This window comes from Streptomyces sp. YS415 (genome assembly GCF_023544665.1).
Lineage (GTDB): Bacteria > Actinomycetota > Actinomycetes > Streptomycetales > Streptomycetaceae > Streptomyces.
On record NZ_JAMJFL010000037.1, the window covers coordinates 13,894 to 34,549 of the forward strand.

Annotated in this window: 21 protein-coding genes; 10 read left to right on the forward strand and 11 right to left on the reverse strand. The window is 72.5% G+C overall.

Features of this window, described 5'->3' with window-relative positions; translation table 11 throughout:
• Positions 1–143: 143 nt before the first annotated feature.
• A complete protein-coding gene (locus tag M8H82_RS31985; RefSeq protein WP_250078597.1) occupies positions 144–344 on the forward strand; it encodes a hypothetical protein in 201 nt (66 codons plus the stop codon).
• A gap of 42 nt (positions 345–386) precedes the next feature.
• Here the strand turns inward: M8H82_RS31985 and M8H82_RS31990 are convergent, their stop codons facing one another.
• Together M8H82_RS31990 and M8H82_RS31995 are read right to left on the reverse strand one after the other, a co-directional pair.
• A complete protein-coding gene (locus M8H82_RS31990) occupies positions 387–773 on the reverse strand; it encodes a ribonuclease domain-containing protein (RefSeq protein ID WP_250078598.1) in 387 nt (128 codons plus the stop codon).
• Between the two features lie 98 nt (positions 774–871).
• Complete coding sequence (locus M8H82_RS31995) at positions 872–1,498, reverse strand: dihydrofolate reductase family protein (protein ID WP_250078599.1); 627 nt, start codon at positions 1,496–1,498, stop codon at positions 872–874.
• A gap of 153 nt (positions 1,499–1,651) precedes the next feature.
• Here M8H82_RS31995 and M8H82_RS32000 point away from each other — a divergent pair, with 153 nt between their 5' ends.
• The gene (locus M8H82_RS32000) at positions 1,652–2,398 is read left to right on the forward strand and encodes an SDR family oxidoreductase (protein ID WP_250078600.1); all 747 of its coding nucleotides are present in this window, start codon (positions 1,652–1,654) and stop codon (positions 2,396–2,398) included.
• Positions 2,399–2,470: 72 nt separating this feature from the next.
• Here the strand turns inward: M8H82_RS32000 and alc are convergent, their stop codons facing one another.
• Both alc and allB read right to left on the reverse strand, forming a co-directional pair.
• Entirely contained in the window at positions 2,471–3,586 is a 1,116-nt protein-coding gene (gene alc, locus M8H82_RS32005; RefSeq protein WP_250078601.1) for an allantoicase, read from the reverse strand.
• A gap of 38 nt (positions 3,587–3,624) precedes the next feature.
• On the reverse strand, positions 3,625–4,962 hold the full coding sequence (allB, locus tag M8H82_RS32010) for an allantoinase AllB (RefSeq protein ID WP_250078602.1): 1,338 nt from the start codon (positions 4,960–4,962) through the stop codon (positions 3,625–3,627).
• Positions 4,963–5,235: 273 nt separating this feature from the next.
• Between allB and M8H82_RS32015 the strand changes: the two genes are divergently transcribed.
• On the forward strand, positions 5,236–6,030 hold the full coding sequence (locus tag M8H82_RS32015) for an IclR family transcriptional regulator (protein WP_250078603.1): 795 nt from the start codon (positions 5,236–5,238) through the stop codon (positions 6,028–6,030).
• The gene (locus M8H82_RS32020) at positions 6,027–6,701 is read left to right on the forward strand and encodes a DUF6304 family protein (protein WP_250078604.1); all 675 of its coding nucleotides are present in this window, start codon (positions 6,027–6,029) and stop codon (positions 6,699–6,701) included. The genes M8H82_RS32015 and M8H82_RS32020 overlap by 4 nt, the downstream gene beginning before the upstream one ends.
• On the opposite strand, the gene M8H82_RS32025 is transcribed toward M8H82_RS32020, so the two are convergent.
• Complete coding sequence (locus M8H82_RS32025) at positions 6,698–7,009, reverse strand: DUF5955 family protein (RefSeq protein ID WP_250078605.1); 312 nt, start codon at positions 7,007–7,009, stop codon at positions 6,698–6,700. The two genes, M8H82_RS32020 and M8H82_RS32025, sit on opposite strands and share 4 nt — an antisense overlap.
• Positions 7,010–7,198: 189 nt before the next feature.
• Here M8H82_RS32025 and M8H82_RS32030 point away from each other — a divergent pair, with 189 nt between their 5' ends.
• Together M8H82_RS32030 and aceB are read left to right on the forward strand one after the other, a co-directional pair.
• On the forward strand, positions 7,199–7,798 hold the full coding sequence (locus M8H82_RS32030; protein ID WP_250078606.1) for an NTP transferase domain-containing protein: 600 nt from the start codon (positions 7,199–7,201) through the stop codon (positions 7,796–7,798).
• Positions 7,799–7,982: 184 nt separating this feature from the next.
• Positions 7,983–9,605 carry a malate synthase A gene (aceB, locus tag M8H82_RS32035; protein ID WP_250078607.1) on the forward strand — a complete coding sequence of 541 codons (1,623 nt, stop codon included), beginning with the start codon at positions 7,983–7,985 and terminating at the stop codon, positions 9,603–9,605.
• A 1-nt stretch (position 9,606) separates the two neighbouring features.
• Here the strand turns inward: aceB and M8H82_RS32040 are convergent, their stop codons facing one another.
• Genes M8H82_RS32040 through M8H82_RS32055 form a run of 4 tightly spaced genes read right to left on the reverse strand, consistent with a single transcriptional unit; the run spans position 9,607 to position 13,983 of the window.
• Entirely contained in the window at positions 9,607–9,888 is a 282-nt protein-coding gene (locus M8H82_RS32040) for a SelT/SelW/SelH family protein (protein ID WP_250078608.1), read from the reverse strand.
• The gene (locus M8H82_RS32045) at positions 9,885–10,790 is read right to left on the reverse strand and encodes a HipA family kinase (protein WP_250078609.1); all 906 of its coding nucleotides are present in this window, start codon (positions 10,788–10,790) and stop codon (positions 9,885–9,887) included. The genes M8H82_RS32040 and M8H82_RS32045 overlap by 4 nt, the downstream gene beginning before the upstream one ends.
• Positions 10,791–10,799: 9 nt before the next feature.
• Positions 10,800–12,509 carry an amidohydrolase gene (locus M8H82_RS32050; protein WP_250078610.1) on the reverse strand — a complete coding sequence of 570 codons (1,710 nt, stop codon included), beginning with the start codon at positions 12,507–12,509 and terminating at the stop codon, positions 10,800–10,802.
• 40 nt (positions 12,510–12,549) lie between these two features.
• Positions 12,550–13,983 (reverse strand): cytosine permease, encoded by a 1,434-nt coding sequence (locus M8H82_RS32055; protein WP_250078611.1) that lies wholly within the window; start codon positions 13,981–13,983, stop codon positions 12,550–12,552.
• Positions 13,984–14,173: 190 nt separating this feature from the next.
• Between M8H82_RS32055 and M8H82_RS32060 the strand changes: the two genes are divergently transcribed.
• The gene (locus tag M8H82_RS32060; protein WP_250078612.1) at positions 14,174–14,776 is read left to right on the forward strand and encodes a TetR/AcrR family transcriptional regulator; all 603 of its coding nucleotides are present in this window, start codon (positions 14,174–14,176) and stop codon (positions 14,774–14,776) included.
• Between the two features lie 71 nt (positions 14,777–14,847).
• On the opposite strand, the gene M8H82_RS32065 is transcribed toward M8H82_RS32060, so the two are convergent.
• Positions 14,848–16,305, reverse strand: coding sequence for an IucA/IucC family siderophore biosynthesis protein (locus M8H82_RS32065; protein ID WP_250078647.1), 1,458 nt, complete (start codon positions 16,303–16,305; stop codon positions 14,848–14,850).
• A 110-nt stretch (positions 16,306–16,415) separates the two neighbouring features.
• On the opposite strand from M8H82_RS32065, the gene M8H82_RS32070 reads away from it, so the two are divergent.
• The 3 genes from M8H82_RS32070 to M8H82_RS32080 are packed head-to-tail and all read left to right on the forward strand — an operon-like array spanning position 16,416 to position 19,966.
• Positions 16,416–17,912 (forward strand): IucA/IucC family siderophore biosynthesis protein, encoded by a 1,497-nt coding sequence (locus M8H82_RS32070; protein WP_250078613.1) that lies wholly within the window; start codon positions 16,416–16,418, stop codon positions 17,910–17,912.
• Positions 17,913–17,957: 45 nt separating this feature from the next.
• Positions 17,958–19,217 carry a VWA domain-containing protein gene (locus tag M8H82_RS32075; protein WP_250078614.1) on the forward strand — a complete coding sequence of 420 codons (1,260 nt, stop codon included), beginning with the start codon at positions 17,958–17,960 and terminating at the stop codon, positions 19,215–19,217.
• The gene (locus tag M8H82_RS32080; RefSeq protein ID WP_250078615.1) at positions 19,217–19,966 is read left to right on the forward strand and encodes a hypothetical protein; all 750 of its coding nucleotides are present in this window, start codon (positions 19,217–19,219) and stop codon (positions 19,964–19,966) included. Before M8H82_RS32075 ends, M8H82_RS32080 begins: the two co-directional genes overlap by 1 nt.
• A gap of 44 nt (positions 19,967–20,010) precedes the next feature.
• On the opposite strand, the gene M8H82_RS32085 is transcribed toward M8H82_RS32080, so the two are convergent.
• Positions 20,011–20,637, reverse strand: coding sequence for a helix-turn-helix domain-containing protein (locus M8H82_RS32085; RefSeq protein ID WP_250078616.1), 627 nt, complete (start codon positions 20,635–20,637; stop codon positions 20,011–20,013).
• Positions 20,638–20,656: the final 19 nt, after the last annotated feature.

The following is a 20,656-nucleotide window of genomic DNA, read 5'->3' on the forward strand; positions in this document are numbered from 1 at the left end:
CCCGCCTCGGCGGGATCGTCGACCAAAGTCGCGGCACGTCAGACTTTCGGCGCGCCGGGCCGCGCGGCGCGGACACTTTCGGCCGGGCCGGTCTCGCCCCGCGGCCGATGTCCGTGGGGGGTCCGCGGGGCGAGGGTCTTGCCATGAAGCAGTTCCTGGAACTTCTCGGATTCCTCGCCCTGGTCCAGGGCATCGCCGGCCTGGTGCACCAGTTCACCGACTGGGACTGGGGCCTGGTGCAGCGGGTCGGCCTGCTCGACGGCTACGAGATCTACGCGAGCATCACGCTGCTGGTGCTGGGGTTCGCGCTGTTCGCCGCCGCCGAGAACCGGGGGCCCGGCTGACCGCGGGCCGGACCTCCGGCTGCTCCCGCTGCTCCGGGGGTCTCAGCAGCGGTAGTCGATCAGGTCGAACGAGGCGTAGTGGTCGGCCGTGTAGTAGTCCTCCTGGTACTCCTCGCCGGTGACGATCCGGCGCGCCCCGCGCGTGGACGCGCCGGGCGTGATGACCGTGTACTCGTGGTAGTACCCGGTGGACTGCCCGGGGAGGTTGCCTTCGCGGTTCTGGAAGACGGTGCCGTCCTGGGTGTACGGGAAGGGGCCGCCCTGCTCGATCAGGTCGAGCGTGTCGTGCGCCTGGGAAGGCAGGTCGCCGTAGCAGATGTCGCCGACCGCGGCGGCTGCCGGAGTGGCGGTGACGGTGCCGCCGACCAGGAGGGCGGACAGGACGGCGGCCGCGGCGCCGAGGCGAGTGATCCGTGGGGGGAATCTCATGGGCCCATGATGACGCGCGTAGAGCGTGGCTCGTCAATGACACCCCGGTGGACTTTCACGTCAAGTCCGCGAATCCTGCCGGGAGTTGACACACCGCGTCAGGCGTTCTCGGGGAGTTCGAACTCGCCGTACTCGGGCTTCCCGGCCACGTCGTACGTCTGGATCGAGACGCCCGTGGAGGTGACGCTGCCGCCGGTGTCGCGGAAGGCGGTCGGGGTGGTGTTCTCCCGGAAGAGGCGGCGGCCCGCGCCCAGGACGACCGGGAAGGTCAGCAGGTGCAGGGTGTCGAGGACGCCGAGGCCGAGCAGGGAGTGGACGAGGGCGCCGCTGCCGTGGATCTGCAGCTCGCCGTCGGTGCGCTCCTTCAGAGCGGTGACCTCCTGGGCGAGGTCGCCGCCGATCACGGTGGTGCCGTCCCAGTCCGGATCGGTGAGGGTGGCGGAGGCGACGTACTTCGGCAGGCTGTTCAGCCGCGAGGCGACCGGGTCCTCCGGGTCGGTCACCTTGGGCCAGTACCCGCTGAAGATGTCGTACGTACGGCGGCCGAGGAGGAAGGCGCCGGCGCGGTCGAAGACGTCGCTGATGAACCGTCCGAAGTCGTCGTCGGCGTACGGGAAGCACCAGCCGCCCTGTGCGAAGCCGTCGCGGGTGTCCTCCTGGGGGCCGCCGGGGGCCTGGTACACGCCGTCGAGGGTGACGAAGAGCGTGGAGACGAGCTTGCCCATGGCGGTACCTGCTTCCTGGTGCGGGATCTGCTTGTCATGAGGGCAGACCCCGCGGGACCCCGCAACTCATCGGTCCGGTCGTCGAGGGCCGCCGGTGATCTCCATGTCCGTACGCCGCCAGCGTCGGAGCGGGCCGGCCGCTGGGATGGACCCATGACTTCTGACAACGGAACTCTTGACGGCAAGGTGGCCCTGGTGACCGGCGGCAGCCGGGGCATCGGCGCGGCGACGGCGGTGGCTCTGGCCCGGGCGGGCGCGGACGTGGCCGTGACCTATGTGAACGGCAAGGAGGCGGCCTCGGACGTCGTACGGGCCGTGGAGGCGCTCGGCCGGCGCGGGGTGGCGCTGCGCGCGGACTCCTCGGACGCCGGGGAGGCGGCGGAGGCCGTGACGCGTGCGGCATCGGAGCTGGGCGGACTGGATGTGCTGGTGAACAACGCCGGGGTGGGGGTGCTCGGGCCGCTGGTGTCCCTGTCGCCGCAGGACGTGGACCGGGTGCTGGCGGTGAACGTGCGGGCGGTGTTCCTGGCGTCGCAGGCGGCTGCCGCGCTGCTGCCGGAGGGCGGGCGGATCATCACGATCGGCTCGTGCGTGACGCAGCGGGTGCCCGGCCCCGGGGCGGCCCTCTACGCGATGAGCAAGTCGGCGCTGATCGGACTGACGAAGGCGCTGGCCAGGGAGCTGGGGGCCCGGGGCATCACGGCGAACATCGTTCATCCTGGTCCGATCGACACGGACATGAACCCGGCGGACGGTCCGTACGCGCTCGACCAGGCGACCGCCACGGCGCTGGGCCGCTTCGGCACGGGGGCGGAGGTGGCGTCCACGGTGGTGCATCTGGCGGGGGCGCCGTACGTGACCGGCGCGGAGTTCTCGGTGGACGGCGGTTACGCGGCATGACCGGGGCGGCGGGGCTCCCACCCCGCCGCCCACTGTTTCGCAGGTGCAGCACCACCCGGCAGGTCGGGCAGCTCAGCCGCCCAGCTCCTGGTGGCGGGCCGTCAGGCCTGCCGTCCCCTCGTCCGTCAGGGAACCGAACAGGCGCAGGCGGGAGATTCCGCCGTCCGGGTAGATGTCCACGCGCGCGTGGGTGCCCACCGCGGGGGTGGCGAGGAGGAAGCGGTGGTTCGTGTCGGGCTGGAGGCGGGTGCGGGGCAGGACCTCCTGCCAGTCGCCGGACTCGCCGTCCCGCACCGACACCGACGCCCACCCGGCGCTGTTGCCCTTGAGGTACGCCGTGTCGATCTCGATCGCCCGGATCCGGGACTGGGCCACCAGCCGGTAGCGGATCCAGTCGTTGCCCTGGTCCCGTCGCCGCCGCGTCTCCCAGCCGTCGTCCATCTTCCGGGACCGGCCCGGCTGGATCGTGTTCGTGGCCGGGGAGTAGAAGAGGTTCGACGCGTCCTCGACCTGGCCGCCGTTCTCCAGCGCGACCACGTCGAAGGCGCCCAGCGCCGACAGCCACGCCGGATCGGGGACCACCTCGCCGTACACCCGCAGGCGCGCGATGCCGCCGTCGGGGTGCTGGTTCACCCGCAGGTGGGTGAAGCGCTGTTCGGCGGAGACGGCGAAGCCGTTCGCCGCGTGGCCCCCCACCGCGGTCCGCGGCACCAGCGTCGTCCACTTCACGTCGTCGCCGAGCAGTTCCTCCGGCGAGGGGGAGCCCGCGACCGACGTGCCCTCGATCGACACCGCCTGCGGGTAGTTGCCGCGGAAGTGCGCCGTGTCCACCACGATGCCGCGGATCACGCCCGGCGCCCCGAGGCGCACCAGCGCCCAGTCGTGGTCCTGCTCGGCCGGCCACGGGTGCTGCGCCGACACGCCCCGCCGGCGCCGGGTCTCCCAGCCGTCCATGATCTTGCCCTTGTGCCCGAAGTGCTCGGGGTCGAACTCGGCCCGCTCGGGCAGCAGGAGGTTCTCCCGCTGCGCGAAGAACTCGTCGTTGGCGGCGATGACACCGGCCCCGAGCTGCCGGTCGGCGAGGTTGGCGTACTGGGTGAAGGGGAAGTCCGCGGTGCGGTAGTCCGCGTACGGGTCACCGCCTCCGTACGGGTTCGCGTCGCCGGTGAAACTCTCAATCGCCGTCACTTCATGTGCCTTTCGGGTGTCGGGGCTGGGCCGGGTGGTCAGGGGGTGCGGGCCAGCAGGCGTCCCCTCGGTTCCGTGAACTCGCCGTCCAGCAGGACGCGTTCGCCGCGCAGCCAGGTCGACTTCACCACTCCGTACAGGGTCTTGCCCGCGTAGGCCGTCACCCGGTTGCGGTGCTGGAGGGCCGCCGGGTCCACGGTGAACGTCTCGTCCGGCGCGAGGACCGCGAAGTCGGCGTCACAGCCCGCCTCGATGGCGCCCTTGCGGCCGTCGAGGCCCACGAGTTCCGCCGTGCGGGAGGACATCCAGCGCACCACGTCCTCCAGGCCGTGCCCGCGCCTGCGGGCCTCCGTCCACACGGCCGCGAGGCTCAGCTGGAGGCCGGAGATGCCGCCCCAGGCCGTGGCGAAGTCGTCCGTCTTCAGGTCGGCGGTCGACGGCGAGTGGTCGGTCACCACGCAGTCGATCGTGCCGTCCGCCAGCGCCTGCCAGAGCAGGTCCTGGTTGGCGGACTCGCGGATCGGCGGGCAGCACTTGAACTCGCTGGCGCCGTCGGGGACTTCCTCGGCCGTCAGGGTCAGGTAGTGCGGACAGGTCTCCACCGTCAGCCGTACTCCTGCCGCCTTCGCCTCGGCGATCAGCGGGAGCGCGTCCGAGGACGACAGATGAAGGACGTGCACCCGCGCGTCCAGCCGCCGCGCCTGCGCGATCAGCTGGGCGATCGCCGTGTCCTCCGCGTCGCGCGGGCGCGAGGCCAGGAAGTCGGCGTACCTGGGGCCGCCCTGCTGCGGTGCCGCCTCGAGGTGGTGCGGGTCCTCCGCGTGCACGATCAGCAGGCCGCCGAAGGACGCGATCTCGGCCAGCGACTGGGCGAGCTGCTCCTGGTCCAGGTGCGGGAACTCGTCCACGCCGGACGGGGAGAGGAACGCCTTGAAGCCGAACACCCCCGCCTCGTGCAGCGGGCGCAGGTCCTTGACGTTGTCGGGCAGCGCGCCGCCCCAGAACCCGACGTCGATGTGCGCCTTGTCGGCGGCGACCCGCTGCTTCACCCGCAGGTTCTCGACCGTCGTGGTCGGCGGGAGGGAGTTGAGCGGCATGTCGACGAGGGTGGTGATGCCGCCGGCCGCCGCCGCGCGGGTGGCGGTCCAGAAGCCCTCCCACTCGGTACGGCCGGGGTCGTTGACGTGCACGTGGGTGTCGACCAGGCCCGGCAGCAGGACGTCGTCGCCGAGATCCTCCACCCGGGCGCCCCCGAGGGGAGCGTCGTAGGGCAGGACGGCCGTGATCTTCCCGGCGGACACGGCGACCGAGGCGGCCCGCGTCCCCTCCGGGGTGATGACGCGCGTCGAGCGCAGCACCAGTTCTACGTCGGACACCCGGGACCCCTCTCTCTGCCGCCGTTTCGCTTCCGGGCGGTGGATGGACTTCCACGCTACGGAATTCAACGTTCTGTTGAAGGAGTCTTCACTCCCGTTCCCGCGCCGTCAAGGGCACACTGCTGTCCAGCGTCTCTTGCGCCGCCACTCTGGATGTTTCCACAAAGCGGAATTAGAATTCCGGTAAGCAGAACGTAGCTACGCACAAGCGGGGAGTCAACCGCCTGCCGGGTAGGCTTCTGCCCTTCCCGCCAGCCTCGAAAGGAACGTGCCGTGCCGACGTCCAGCGCCAGCACCACCGACTCCGCCAAGTCCGCCACCGGTGGCGTGCAGTCACTCGAGCGCGCCTTCGACCTGCTGGAGCGGATGGCGGACGCCGGCGGCGAGGTGGGCCTGAGCGAGCTGTCCGCGAGCAGCGGACTGCCCCTGCCCACCATCCACCGGCTGATGCGCACCCTGGTGGCCTGCGGTTACGTCCGTCAGCAGCCCAACCGGCGGTACGCCCTCGGCCCGCGCCTGATCCGCCTCGGCGAGTCCGCCGCCCGGCTGCTCGGCACCTGGGCCCGCCCGTACCTCGCCCGGCTGGTCGAGGAGACCGGCGAGACCGCCAACATGGCGCTGCTCGACGGGGACGAGATCGTCTACGTCGCCCAGGTGCCGTCCAAGCACTCGATGCGGATGTTCACCGAGGTCGGCCGGCGCGTGCTGCCGCACTCCACGGGCGTCGGCAAGGCCCTGCTGGCGAACACCCCGGACGCCGAGGTGCGCGCCCTTCTCTCCCGTACCGGCATGCCGGCCGCCACGGAGAAGACGATCACCACCGCGGACGGCTTCCTCGCGGCGCTGGCGGACGTACGCCGCCTCGGGTACGCGGTCGACGACAACGAGCAGGAGATCGGGGTGCGGTGCCTCGCGGTGTCCGTGCCCGACTCCCCCACCGCCGCCGCGATCTCCATCTCCGGCCCGGCGGGGCGCGTCACCGAGGCCGCCACCGACCGGATCGTGCCCGTGCTGCAGGAGATCGCCCAGGAGCTCTCCGAGGCGCTGGCCACGCAGGCTCCGGCGTGAGCGGCTTACTGCGCCGGCCGGGCCGGTACACCGACCGGCACGGCGCGCAGGACATCGTCTTCGAGTCGGACGGCCGCGAGCTGATCCGTACGACGATCAGGGGCGTCCGCTTCGAGGGCAAGACCATGGACTCGCTCGGCGCGCAGGGCGGGGAGCTGCCCGAGCCGATGGTCACCTTCCGGGACGGGGACCTGTGGGCCTGTCTGCTGGAGTGGGGCCTGACCGTGCCCGTGGAGGTCGAGGGGCGGGGCGAACGGATCGCGACCGTGCACTGCGCGGTGCGGCTCGGGTATCCGGTGGAGACGGAGGACCTGACCGTCGCCCTGCGCCTGGACGGGCGCGAGTACCGTGCCACGCACCCCGACTTCGAGGACGCGCTGCACGAGATCGGGGCCGCGCTGCCCGGGGGCGCCCGCCTCAAGGCGTGCATCTCCTGCGCCTGGTCCGACTACCACCCGGTGGGCCACGGCATGATGACCGGGCTGGCCTGCTTCCGGGGCGCCAAGGACGTCTACCGGCGGTGCGACGGCAAGAAGGGCCCGGACGGCATCCTGACGATCTGGCCGCGGCACACCGAGTTCGTCCAGGAGACCTGGCTGTGCGAGCAGTTCGAGCACCGCACGTCGGACCGCGGCTACCGGGGGCCGTTCCCCTTCCGCGGCTGGGACTAGCACTGCCGCCGGCCGAAGAGGTCCACCGCGTTCCGTACGTCCGTCAGCCCGCGCGACAGCGCGCTGACCGATCCGATGGCCCCGGCGATCAGCAGTAACGACCTTTGCAGCCGCGGGATTTCGGGCGCTCCGCCGGCCGTCATCGCGGCCAGTGCGGCGAGTTCGTCCTCGGCGATCCCCCGGTCCGGGAACTCGGCCGGGAGCGCGGCCAGTTCGCGGCGCAGCCGGGACACCGCGGTCCTCAGTTCCGCCACTCTCGGATCCTCGTCGCTGCCGGTCACCGGCCTCTGCCCCACGCTCCGCAACACAGTTCTCCCCCCGCGCACGCCGTTGTGCGCGTCCACGTCCTGGTCCCGCCGAGCAGCCCCCGGTGTGTCGGCCGGGGGCCGTGGGACGCGGGCCAGTAAACGCCACCGGTGCGCCGTGCGCCACCGCGCGGACCGAAATTCAGCCCCGGGAAACCGTGCCGTCCTCGTGCCGTCAGGTATGCAGGAGGAATGAAGCAGAACGAACAGCAGGTCGCCGGTCTGGTCCTCGCCGCGGGCGGGGGACGCCGGCTCGGCGGGCGGCCCAAGGCCCTGCTCCGGCACCGCGGCCGTCCGCTCGTCGAACACGCGGTCGCCGTGCTGCGGGCGGCCGGCTGCACCCGGATCCATGTGGTCCTCGGGGCCGGTGCCGACGCCGTACGGGAGGACGCGGAACTCGGGGACTGCGTGCTGGTGGACAACCCCGAATGGGAGCGGGGCATGGGCACCTCGTTGCGGGCGGGTCTCGCCTCCCTCACCGGAACGGGTGCACGGGCCGCACTGGTCTCACTCGTCGATCAGCCCGGCATCGGCAGCCCGGCGGCGGCCCGGGTGCTGGCCGCCTACGACGGGGAGTCGTCGCTGGTCTCGGCCGCCTACGCGGGCGTACGCGGGCATCCGGTGCTGTTCGGCGCCGCGCACTGGGCGGGGATCGTCCGGGCCGCGACCGGGGACCAGGGGGCGCGCGGTTACCTCAAGGAGCACGCGGACGCGGTGCGCCTGGTGGAGTGCGGGGACGTGGCCGAGCCGTACGACATCGACACCGAGGCCGACCTGGTCCACCTTGAGTGAGCGGGATGGCACTGAGCGACACCTTCTGTCGACTCAGAGAATCTCGATATCAACAAACCATTGAAGTTCCACGATGAGGAAACTACTATCCACTGTTCAGAAGCGCTCGACCGCACAATGGGCGCTCGTCGACCCAGGCGTGCCGCTTGGCACCCGGTGCCACCGCTGAAGGAAGTGACAGCTCATGTCCGCACCAGCGCCGTCCCCGCTGGCCATCGTCGACGCCGAGCCCCTGCCCCGGCAGGAGGAGGTCCTCACCGACGCGGCCCTCGCCTTCGTGGCCGAGCTGCACCGCCGGTTCACGCCCCGGCGTGACGAACTCCTCGCCCGCCGTGCCGAGCGCCGCGCCGAGATCGCCCGCACCTCCACTCTGGACTTCCTCCCGGAGACCGCCGCCGTGCGCGCGGACGACTCCTGGAAGGTGGCCCCGGCCCCCGCCGCGCTGAACGACCGGCGCGTGGAGATCACCGGCCCCACCGACCGCAAGATGACCATCAACGCCCTGAACTCGGGCGCCCGGGTCTGGCTCGCCGACTTCGAGGACGCCTCGGCCCCGACCTGGGAGAACGTGGTCCTCGGCCAGCTCAATCTGATCGACGCCTACACCCGCAGCATCGACTTCACCGACCCGCGGTCGGGCAAGTCGTACGCCCTGAAGCCCGAGGCGGAGCTCGCCACCGTCGTCATGCGACCGCGTGGCTGGCACCTGAACGAACGCCACCTGCAGATCGACGGGCAGCAGGTGCCCGGCGCCTTCGTCGACTTCGGCCTGTACTTCTTCCACAACGCCCAGCGCCTGCTGGATCTCGGCAAGGGCCCGTACTTCTACCTCCCGAAGACCGAGTCGCACTTGGAGGCCCGCCTCTGGAACGACGTGTTCGTCTTCGCGCAGGACTACGTCGGCATCCCGCAGGGCACCGTCCGGGCGACCGTCCTGATCGAGACGATCACGGCCGCGTACGAGATGGAGGAGATCCTCTACGAACTGCGCGACCACGCCTCCGGGCTCAACGCGGGCCGCTGGGACTACCTGTTCTCCATCGTCAAGAACTTCCGTGACGGCGGCGCCAGGTTCGTCCTGCCGGACCGCAACGCGGTCACGATGACGGCCCCGTTCATGCGGGCGTACACCGAACTCCTCGTCCGCACCTGCCACAAGCGCGGCGCGCACGCGATCGGCGGCATGGCGGCCTTCATCCCGTCCCGCCGGGACGAGGAGGTCAACAAGGTCGCCTTCGAGAAGGTGAAGGCGGACAAGGACCGCGAGGCGAACGACGGTTTCGACGGCTCCTGGGTCGCCCACCCCGACCTGGTGCCGATCGCCATGGCCTCCTTCGACGCGGTCCTCGGCGACCGGCCGAACCAGAAGGACCGCCTGCGCGAGGACGTCCACGTCGAGGCGGCCGACCTGATCGCCGTCGACTCCCTGGACGCCAGGCCGACGTACAACGGCCTCGTCAACGCCGTCCAGGTGGGCATCCGTTACATCGAGGCCTGGCTGCGCGGGCTCGGCGCGGTCGCCATCTTCAACCTCATGGAGGACGCGGCCACCGCCGAGATCTCCCGCTCCCAGATCTGGCAGTGGATCAACGCGGGCGTCGAGTTCGAGAACGGCGAGAAGGCCACGCCGGAGCTGGCCCGCAAGGTCGCCGCCGAGGAACTGTCGAACATCCGCCAGGAGATCGGCGAGGAGGCCTTCGCCGCCGGGCACTGGCAGCAGGCACACGACCTGCTGCTCCAGGTCTCCCTCGACGCCGACTACGCGGACTTCCTGACGCTGCCGGCGTACGAGCAGCTCACCGGCTGAGCTACTGCGGCGAGGCGTTGTCCGAGTGGCCCAGGGACTTTCCCGGGGCCACTCGGTCGCGTACGGCCTGCTTGACGGCGGTGGGCTCCGGGAAGCCCTGCTCGCGGCGGTCCCAGACCACCTCGTCGTCGACCCGGATCACGAACACCCCGCCCGTGCCGGGCTTCAGCGCCAGTTCGGACAGCTCCGCCTCGAAGGTGGTGAGCAGTTCCTGCGCCAGCCATGCCGCGCGCGGCAGCCAGCGGCACTGGGTGCAGTACTCGATCTCCACACGGCCACTCATCCGAGGTGCACCGACCAATCCTGTTCGGCCGCGGGCTTGCCGTGCAGGTCGGGGACCTGCTTGAGCCACGCGGGGCGTCCTTGCTGTGTCCTCGCCGCCCGCTGGGCCTCCTCGGCGGCGAGTTCCTCCCGGGTGGGGAAGTCCGTGGGCAGCCACGACGCGGAGGCCCGCACGCGCGCGTGCAGGTACCGGACGTAGGCGTCCCGCGCCTCGTCCGGGGAGGCGTGGTCGGTGAGCCAGGCGTCCGGTACCTCGGCCGTGACCGACCGCAGCAGTTCCTCGGTGACCCGGGGCGCGAGCTCGGCGTCGGCGGCGCGGACGTCGGGGGCGTAGTGGCCGAGGGCGTGGTGGCGGAAGTCGTACGCCTTCGCCGGGTCGGAGGCGTCCCAGCGGTGGTGGAAGACCAGCGCGGCACCGTGGTCGATCAGCCACAGCCGCGGGGGCACGGTGCCGAGGGTGGGCCAGACCATCAGGTTGGAGCTGTGCACCGTACGGTCGACGTTGACGGTCAGGGCGTCCAGCCAGACGATCCGGCCCGCCTCCAGCGGATCGACCGCGAAGTGCCGGGCGAACTCCGGCGTGAAGTCCTTCGCGCCCGGCAGGAAGTCCATCCCGAGGTTGATCCCCGCGCTGGCGCTGTGGAGCTCCCGCACCTCCTGGTGCGGCTCCCCGTCCGCGATCGCCGGGTCGAAGTGGACGAGGACCAGCTCGGGGAAGCGCAGCCCCAGCGCCCGGGCCAGCTCCCCCACGATCACCTCGGCGACCAGCGCCTTGCGGCCCTGCGCGGAGCCGGTGAACTTCACGACGTAGGTGCCCAGGTCATCGGCCTCGACGACGCCGGGCACGGAGCCGCCGGACCGCAGGGGGGTGACGTACCGGGTCGCGGTGACTTCAGGAAGCACTCCGCCAGGTTATACGGGGGTGAAGGGCCCGGTGACATCTCCGGACCCGGACTCGTGCGCCACCTCCCCGGCCACCACGACGATGTCGGCGACGGTTCCGGGGATGTCCTCGGGGGCGATCCGCAGGATGTCACGGGAGAGGACGACGAAGTCCGCCGCCTTGCCGACGGTCAGGGAACCACGCTCGTCCTCCAGGAAGTTGGCGTACGCCGATCCCATCGTGTAGGCGTGCACGGCGGTGGCCACGTCCACCGTCTCCTCGGGCATCCACGCCTCACCGCCGGCGAGGGGACGGCGGGTGACGGCCGTGTAGATGCCGATCATGGGGTCCATCTCGGCGACGTTCCAGTCGCTGGAGAAGGCGAGCGTCGCCCCGGCCGTCGCCAGCGAGCGCATCGGCCATGCCTTGTGCCAGCGCCCCTCGCCGACGTTCTCCGCCCAGTCCTGGCCCGGCCCGGCGATCTCCGGTGCGCAGTGCCGCGGCTGCATGCAGGCAACGACGCCGAGCTCGGCGAAGCGCGGCACGTCGGCCGGGTCCAGGCACTCGACGTGGACGATCTGGTGGCGGGCGTCGCGCGCGCCGTTCACCGAGCGGGCTCGTTCGACGGCGTCCAGGACGGTCCGGATGCCCCGGTCGCCGGTGGCGTGCACGAAGCACTGGAAGCCGCGGGCGTCCAGCTTGACCAGCAGGTCGGCGAACTCCTCCACCGGGTAGAACGTCTCGCCCCGGTGCCCCCTGCATCCTGTCGCGTAGGGCTCCAGCAGAGCCGCCGTGCGCGGCTCCACCACGTCGTCGATGTAGAGCTTGAGCGGGCCGACCCGTATCCGGTCGCCGTCGTGCGCGCGGGCCGCGGCGGCGAAGTCGTCGAGGTCGGCGTCCGACGTACCGCGCGGGTGGAACAGGGCCGCCACCAGTCGCGAGCGCAGCCGCCCCTCCGCCCTGGCCCGTTCGAACAGGGGGAGGTCGTCCAAGGAGTTCTGCGGCTCCACGACGGTGGTGATGCCGAAGCGGATCGCGTCGTCGAGCGACTTCACCAGCCGCCCGTACTGCCGCTCGGGCGAGGCCCAGGGCACACCGAGCTCGCGCAGGGCGCGGTGTCCGTCCCGCGACAGGCCGCGCACGGCGAAGTCCTGGACGAAGCCGGTGGGAGCGCCCGTCGCCGGGTCGGTCCGGGCCTTTCCGAAGGGGAGGTCCGTGCGGTCGGCGCGCACGCCGAGCCGGTCGAGCGCCTTCGAGTTGAGCCAGGCCGTGTGCACGTCGTAGCTGAGCACCATGGCCGGGACGTCACCGGTGACGGGATCGAGGTCGGCGGCGGTCGGCATCCGGCCGTCGGGCAGCGCGGAGTAGTCGAACGCCTCCGCCTCGATCCACGCCGCGTCCGGGTGGCGTGCGCGCCAGGCGGCGATCCGCGCGTGGATCTCCGACAGGCTTCTCGCGCCCGCGAGCTGGACGCAGGCGTCGTCCGAGCCGAGCCGGACGTGGTTGTGGGCGTCGATGAAGCCGGGCAGGACGAGCCGCCCGCCCGCCTGGACGACCCGGGTGCCGGGGCCGGTCCACCGGTCGGCGTCCGCGTCGTCGCCGAGCCACACGATCCGTCCGTCGCGGACTGCGAGCGCCTCGGCGGCCGGAAGCGTCGCATCGACGGTGTGGATGCGTGCACCGCGCAGGACAAGGTCCGCCGGAGCGGGCGAGTGCGGGGTCAGGGGTGCCGGGAGCATGTCGTTCCTCTTCGTGCGGGACGTGCGGGGCGTGCGGGGATCAGGTGGAGGAGGAGGGTGAGTACGGGCGCGCGCCCGTTCGGCCGATGACCGCGTAGACGACTGCCGCGACGACGGCGCCGAGCGCGCTGAGGTCCGTGCCGCCGAGCGGGCTCACCAAGGGCCCTCGCCACAGGGCGCTGTCGCAGGTGAGGGCCGCGAAGACCGTTCCGGTGACCAGGGCGGTCATTCCGGCGGGGCTGAACCCGTAGCGGTACCAGTAGCGGCTCGCGCGCCCGGTGTGCAGGGCGTCGGCGTCGTAGCGGCAGCGGCGCAGCATCATGTCGGTGAGGAAAACACCGGCCCACGGGGCGAACACGACGACGAGCAGCGACAGGAAGGAGAGCAGGGACTCGGTGAAGTCGACGAGGAACAGCGCGGCCGCGGATCCGATCGCCGTCACGGCCGCGCTGATCGAGATGGCCTTCGCTCGCGACCACGGGATGCCGAGGACCTGCAGGTTGAGGCTCGACGAGTAGAGGGTGATGATCGAGTTGGTGACGGAGCCGCCGAGCACCAGGGCGAGGAACAGCGGCTGGAACCAGCCCGGCAGCAGTCCCTGTGTCCCGGCCACCGCGTCCGTGAGGTCGGCCTGGGTCGCGGCCGCCGCTCCCGCGACTCCGAGCGCCACCGACGCGGCGAAGCCGCCGAGCGCACCGTTCCAGGTGAGGGAGCGCAGCGTCGTCGTCACCGGCAGGTAGCGCGTGTAGTCGGCGGGCATGGGCACGTAGCTGATCGGCCCGGCGAGTACCACGACGAACGCGAGGGACCAGGCCGCCGCGTCGGCCGGAACGGGTGCCGCGCCCGTGTCGGTGCCCGGCAGCAGGAACAGCAGCATCGCCGCGAATCCGACGGTGAGCACGGATGCCATCCAGCGCTCGGCCCAGTGCACGGTCGCGTGGCCCCACAGCGCGACGGCGAAGGTGAGGGCCAGCGTGACAGCGAGAGCAGCGGCCTTCGCGGACGCGCCCTGCCACCCCAGCTCCGCGCACACGGCCTGCAGGGCCAGCACGCCGACCACCGTGTTCAGGATCGTGTACCCGATGCTGACGACCCAGTTCAGCAGCCCGGCCGGCCAGTTCCCGCGGATGCCGAAGGCGGCGCGGGAGATCACCAGCGTGGCCGTGCCCGTCCGCACCCCGCTCATGCCCGCCGCGCTGACCACGAAGAACGTCAGTCCGCCCAGCACGACCACCAGCACCGCTTGCCAGAAGGAAAGGCCGAACGAGACGGCGAGCGCGCCGTTGATCACGTAGGTGAACGTCAGGTTCGACCCGAACCACAGCCAGAACAGGTCCCGTGCTCCGCCGTGCCGTTCGGACTCCAGTACGGGGTCGATGCCGTGCTTCTCGAGCTGGAACACCTCGTCGCGAGCCGCCCCGGCCGCCGGGGGATCCGTCGGGTCCGCATCCGTCGTGGTGCGTTGTGCCGCCATGGCGCCGCCCCTCACTGCCGCAGGAACGGCTTGAACGCCGTTCAAAAGGATTGAACGCCATTCAAGATGGAGGCAGGTGCCGTCCGCGTCAAGAGGTGAGGCGAAGTCGGTGGCGTCGGCAGGACTATGCTCGGTCCCGCACCGGCCCGGCCGACGGCGGTGCCGGTCGCGGACACAGGGAGCCGAACGGATGGCGGCAGGGCAGAGGCGATCGGGCGGAGACCTGCGCACGCGCACGCTCGAAGAGGCCACGGCCGTCATCGCCGAGGAGGGCCTCGCCTCACTGACGATGGCTTCCCTCGCCAAGCGGCTCGGGACCAGCGGCGGCCACCTGCTGTACTACTTCCGCTCCAAGGACCTGCTGCTCGTCGAGGCCCTGCGCTACAGCGAGGCGACACTCACCGAGGAGCGGGCCGCGCTGCTCGCCCGCAGGCTGAAGCCCGCCCGCCGCCTCGAACTCTTCGTGGAGATGTACCTCCCGACCGGCCCCCGCGATCCACGGTGGATGCTCTGGATCGAGCTGTGGGCGCGCTCCGGCACGAACGTCGAACTGCGCGCGGCGCAGCAGATGTTGGACCACGGCTGGCAGCACGACCTGGAGGCGCTGATCGCCGCAGGAGTGGCCCGGGGCGTGTTCGCCGTCGACGACGTCCCCGGTCGTGCCGTTCAGCTCCTTGCCCTGCTGGACGGCCTCAGCACGCGCGTCGTGCTCAGCCAGTCGGGGGCGGAGCGTGCACAGGCGGTGTCCCTGGCGCACTCCGCCGTCGCTGCCCTCGTTCCCACGGTCGGCTGACGGCCTTCGGCCCACACTGCGCACTACCGACAGGGGCGATTGCGCACTCCACGTATCGCACGCCAGTCACGTCACGCAGCAAGCAACGGGTTGGGCAGGGGGTGGTAGCGGGCGTCGGCGCCGTCGGCGCCGGTCCAGCGCAGCAGCAGGTTGGTCTTGCCGGGCAGGGTGGGCGCGGTGAGCAGGGCGGGGATCTCGGGGAGGTCGTGGGCGGCGAGGGCCCGGCGTACGGCGGGCCAGGGGGCGAGGCCCGGGTGGCGCTCGGCGAGGGCCGCGGCGACCTCCCACAGGTGGTTGACCACCAGGCAGTACACCAGCCGTTCCCACCCGGCAGCCCGGTCCGCGTCGGCCGGCAGCTTCACGCCCTCGGCGTCCCGGTACAGCGCCTGCACCGGGGTGCCCTCGGCGTCGACGGCTACCAGCGTGTTCTGCAGGTGCGCCTCCAGGACGACGCCGTGGTCGGCGAAGGCCCGCAGGGCGGGCGGTACGACCGCGGCCAGGTAGGCGTCCCACCAGGCCGCCGGGTCCCGCGCGGTGTCGAGCGGGCTGCCCGGGAAGCCCTCCACGAGGCCGGCCGCGAGGAGCGGGGTCGCCCCGGGGCGCAGGTGGGGGCGGAATCCGTCGCGGACGAGGACGGCGAGCTCCTCGAAGGCGAAGTCGGCGGTGCGGTAGCCGCGGTCGCTGAGCCAGGCGCCGGGGCCGGTCGCGAACGCCCGCACCACGGCCGCGTCGGTCCTGCGGAGTCTGCGCAGGTCGTGGCGCCATAGCCGGCGGATGTCGTTGGTGATGCGGACATCGAGGCTGAACTTCAGGAAGAGATCGCGCTCGGGGGCGTACACCGTGCGGATCGCGGCCGTCGGCCAGGCCGGGAAGCCGGTCGTGCCGAGCCGGATCAGCAGGCCGTCGGTGAAGGCCCGGCCGAGGTCGACCAGGTCGAGCTGCCAGGGGTGGGCGGGCAGCAGCCGGTAGCCGGGGGGCGCCGCGCCGAGGGCGTCCAGGGCGGTGGTGTCGCCCTCCTCGACGACCCGGTCCTCACGCACCCCGAGCAGCACCAGCGGAAACCGGGCGTACGCCTCGGGCGCGTACGGCAGCCAGCCCGCCACCGGTCCGCCGCCGCGCGCCTTCGGGGCCGGATGGTGCGGATGTCCGGTGACCAGGGACTGCTCCGAGCGCAAGTACGGGTCGGCGGGCGGGGCCGCCCCCTCCCGCGCGATGAGCAGCGCGGCGACCGCGTCGCGGCTGTCGACCATCTCGCCGGGCAGTTCGGGGTTGTCCAGGCCGGTGTGCCGACGCAGTTCCTCCGCGACGAGTTTCACCAGTTCGGGGTGGCCGACGCGGCGCCAGCGGCCGTCCGCGCGGACCTCGGGGTCGGCCGGGCGGCGCTCGCCGCGCACCCGCAGCAGACGGCCGCTGGGCAGCCGGTACACCTGGGGTCCGGCCGGTCGTGCCACCTCCCGCAGCAGGCAGTTGAGCAGGGGGGCCGCCGCGAGGGCGTCCGCGTGGGGCGCTGCGTCGGCGGGCGGGGGCATGAGGTGCACGCGGTTCACTCGTTCTCTACGGTCCGTTCGGGCGGAGAAGATCAGTATCGCTGTCGTCGTCGCCCGACCTGACGTCCTACTCGTACCCGAGGAGCCCGACCGTGCACCGTCCCCCCACCGCCGAGGCCGAGGTAGCGGCAGAGTTGGCCGATGTCCGCCCCGGCCTGGCCTCCCGGTACACGGACCGGCTGCCCGGCGCCCGGGCGGCCGTGCTGACCCGGCTGTGGCGGGCGCTCGCCCATGAGCCGCTGCCGTGGATCACCGCCCGCGAGAACGGGCCGGCGGGCCTCACCCTGCGCCTGGGCGACGGCCGCCGGCTGCACGGGCCGCACGCGGACCCGTACGCCACCGCCGCTTATGTCACCGCCGTACGGCTCGACGGGACCGAGTACCGCGATCCGGCGGGGCTGGTGGCCGATCTGGGCGTGGCGCGGGACACCGCCTTCGTGGCCGAACTCGGGCACAGCGTGGCCTCGTTGGCGCTGTCGCGGGCCGGGCAGCCGGATGGCCCGATGCCCTGGCCGGACAGTGACTGGGAGTGGGAGCAGCGGGTCGTGGACGGGCACCCGTACCACCCCACCTGCCGTTCCCGGCCCGGGTTCTCGGTCGCCGAGCAGCTCGCGTACGGGCCCGAGCACCGGCCGCTGGTGGAGCTGGGGCTGTGGCCGGTACCGGCGGCCGAGGCGCTGCTGACCGGCGCCTGGCCGGACGAACTGCGCGACGGTGACCGGCTGTTGCTGCCGGTGCATCCGTGGCAGATGACGCACGTGCTCAAGCGCCCCTGCGAGCGCTCGGTCCCCGGCGCGCGTCCGCTGATGTCCCTGCGCACCCTCGCGCTGCCCGGCGGACCGCATGTCAAGACGGCGCTGAGCGCCCGGCTGACCTCGTCGGTGCGGGACATCTCGGTGTACTCCATCGCCCTGGCAGCGACCCTGTCGGCGTTCGCGGAGTCGCTGGCCGCGCGCACCGACGGGCTGCTGCACATCACCCGCACCCTGGGGGCGGCCACCGCGGACTCCCCCGATCTCGCGGCCGTGCTGCGGGAATCGCCGCAGCGGTACGCCGGTCCGGGCGAGCGCGTGGTGCCGGTGGCCGCGCTCGCCACCACCGACCTGCCCGCCCGCCCCGGCTGGCTCGCCTCCTTCGCCCGGCTCGCCCTCACCGTCGGGCTGCGGCTGCTGGAGCTGGGCGTGGCGCTGGAGGCGCACGGCCAGAACCTGCTCGTCGTGCTGGGCGCCGACGGCACCCCGCTGCGCCTGGTCTACCGCGACCTCGCCGACATCCGGGTCAGCCCGGCCCGGCTGGCCCGGCACGGCATCCCGGTGCCGGAGCTGACCGGCCGGATCGTGACGGACGACGAAACCACCCTGCGCCGCAAACTGTTCGGCTCGCTGGTGGCGGGCGCGCTCGCCGGTACGGCGGGTTCGGCGGCGGCCCTCGGGGCGGCGCTGGAGACGGCCGTACGGGATCTGCCGCGCACGCCCGATCTGGCGGTGCTGCGCGAGGAGCCGCTGCCCGCGAAGGCGCTGACCCTGATGCGGCTGTCGCCGCGGACGCCCGGGGACCAGTGGGCGCGGCTGCCCAACCCCCTGGCGTGAGCGGCCGTTTTGGAGCGGGACGCCCCTGATCATTAGGATCCGCCGATGATCACAAGAACACGGCTGGCGGCGGGGGCCTGTGCCCTGCTCGCCGCGCTGACGGCCGGGACAGCGTTCCCGGCCGGGGCAGCGGCCGGCGAACCCACGGGCGAGGACGCGCCGAAGGTGAACCTCGTGCTCGACGTCAGCGGTTCCATGCGGGCGCGGGACATCGACGGCCAGTCCCGGATGGCCGCCGCGAAGCAGGCGTTCAACGAGGTGCTCGACGCCACGCCCGAGGAAGTCCAGCTGGGCATCCGGACACTGGGCGCCGACTACCCGGGCGACGACCGGAAGACGGGCTGCAAGGACACCGCGCAGCTCTACCCGGTCGGCCCGCTGGACCGCACCGAGGCCAAGACGGCGGTGGCGACCCTCACGCCCACCGGGTGGACCCCGATCGGCCCGGCGCTGCTGAAGGCGGCCGACGACCTCGACGGCGGCACCGGCTCCAAGCGCATCGTGCTGATCAGCGACGGCGAGGACACCTGCGCCCCGCTGGACCCGTGCGAGGTGGCGCGGGAGATCGCCGCCAAGGGCATCGGGCTGACCATCGACACGCTCGGCCTGGTCCCCAACACCAAGATGCGGCAGCAGCTGAGCTGTATCGCGGAGGCGACCGGCGGCACCTACACCTCGGTCGAGCACACCGACGAACTCACCGACAAGGTCAACCAGTTGGTGGACCGGGCAGCCGACCCCGTGGTGACGCCGGTGGCGGCCGAGGGCGCCGAGCAGTGCGCGCAGGCACCCACCCTCAAGTCGGGCCTGTACACCGACCGCGCGGAGTTCGGGCAGCAGCGCTGGTACCGGGTCGACGTCGAGCCGGGGCAGGAACTGCGCGCCTCGGTGAGCGTGGGCGCGGACCGGGCGGTGAACCCCTCCTATGGGCTGCTGCTGCGGGCGGTGACCGTGCCGGGCCGGGAGATCGTGCGCGGCGAGGCCGCGGGCAACGGCCGTACGGACGTGATCTCGGCCGGCCTGCGCTATCCGAAGGCGGAGAGCGACGAGGCGTCCGCCGAGGGCGTGTGCCTCCAGGTCACGCACTCGTTCTCGGCGGCCTCCGGCGTCAAGACCACGCCCGGTCTGCCGCTGGAGCTGACCGTCGACGTCGTGGACGGTCCCTCGGAGTCGGACGATGTGGCCTCCTTCGGGCTCGGGCGGGGCTGGTGGCTGCTCGGCGCGCTGATCCTGACCGGCTTCCTGGCGGGGCTGATCTGGGGCTGGGTGTCGCGCTGGCGGGTCACGGTCTGGAGGACCAACTGATGAAGCTCATACGCCCCTTGAGCGCGGCCCTGCTGATGCTGGGCCTCGCGGCGGCCCCCGCCCCGGCGGCCGAGGCACCGGCCGGGGCGGGTACGTCCTTCCGTACGGCGGCGGAGATCGAGCAGGGCCAGGAGGCCACCGCCGGCGGTTCCGCGGGTGACTACCTGTACTGGTCGTTCCCGGCGGACGCGGGACAGCGCCCCACCGTCAGGGCGACGGTGCAGCTCCCCGAGACGCACGCCGCCGAGACCTGGCAGATCGACGTCTACGACGGACTGCGGCGCCGACAGGCCTGCCAGTACGGCGCCCAGACGCGCACCGCCGCCGCGGACGCCGCGTCCGTGGAGCTGACCTGCGTCCTGCGCACGGTCCGCGCCTGGTCGGAGCCGTGGGCGAACGACCCGCTGCCGGGCACGTATTACGTCCGGCTGACCGTGGTGAACCTCGCGACGGCCGACCTGGGGCTGCCGGTGAACGCCTCCATCCGGGTCGACTCCAAGGACATCGGCGGCGCGGCGGCGGTGGACGGCTCGCTGGCGGAGCCGCTGGTGCCGGGGATCGCGATGAAGTCCGGTGCGCAGAAGGAGACTTCGGCGGTGCTGTCCAGCATCGATCCGGAGGACGGCTGGGCGTCCGGCTGGTGGTCCGACCGCTGGCTGTGGACGGCGGCGGGCGGTGTGCTGGCCGCGCTGGCCGGTGTCGGCGGGTATGCGCTGACGCGCGGCCCGGGACGGCCGCCGGGGGCCTGACCCTCGGGCGGGGCCCGTCGCACTCCGGTGCGGCGGGCCCTTCGCTATGCCTCCCGCAGCGCCTTGGCGAGGGTCCCGTCACCGGTCACGGTGATCCGCCCGTCCCGTACCGCGTCCGGGACGCTCAACTCCCCCCGGGCCACGGCCGTACAGGTGCCGGTGTCCAGCTCCAGACGCGCGTCGGGCTCGGCCGGTGCGGGGCCCTCACCGTAGACGGGACCCTCCTCGGCGCCGGCGTTCAGATGGAACTGCCCTTCCTCCAACCGCACTTCGACGAGCCCTTCGTCCGGCAGGACGCTCAGCAGCGGCAGGGCGAACCAGTGGGCGCGTACCGCGTCGGTCGGCCGGCGCTCGCCGAGCTCGGCCCGGCCCCACGCCCCGAGGGCCTGGAGGACCGGCAGCAACTGCCGTCCGCGCGGGGTGAGTTCGTAGACGTAGGCCGCGCCGGGCGGGGGCAGCCGGCGCCGGGTGGTCAGCCCGTCCCGTTCCATGTCCTTCAGCCGTGAGGCGAGCACGTCGGTGCTCACGCCCGGCAGATCCGCGTGCAGGTCGGTGTAGCGGCGCGGCCCGGCCAGCAGTTCGCGGACGATCAGCAGGGTCCAGCGGTCGCCGACGGCATCGAGGGCACGGGCGGCGGAGCAGTACTGGTCGTAGCTTCGGCGTGGCGACATGGGACGCAGTCTAGACATG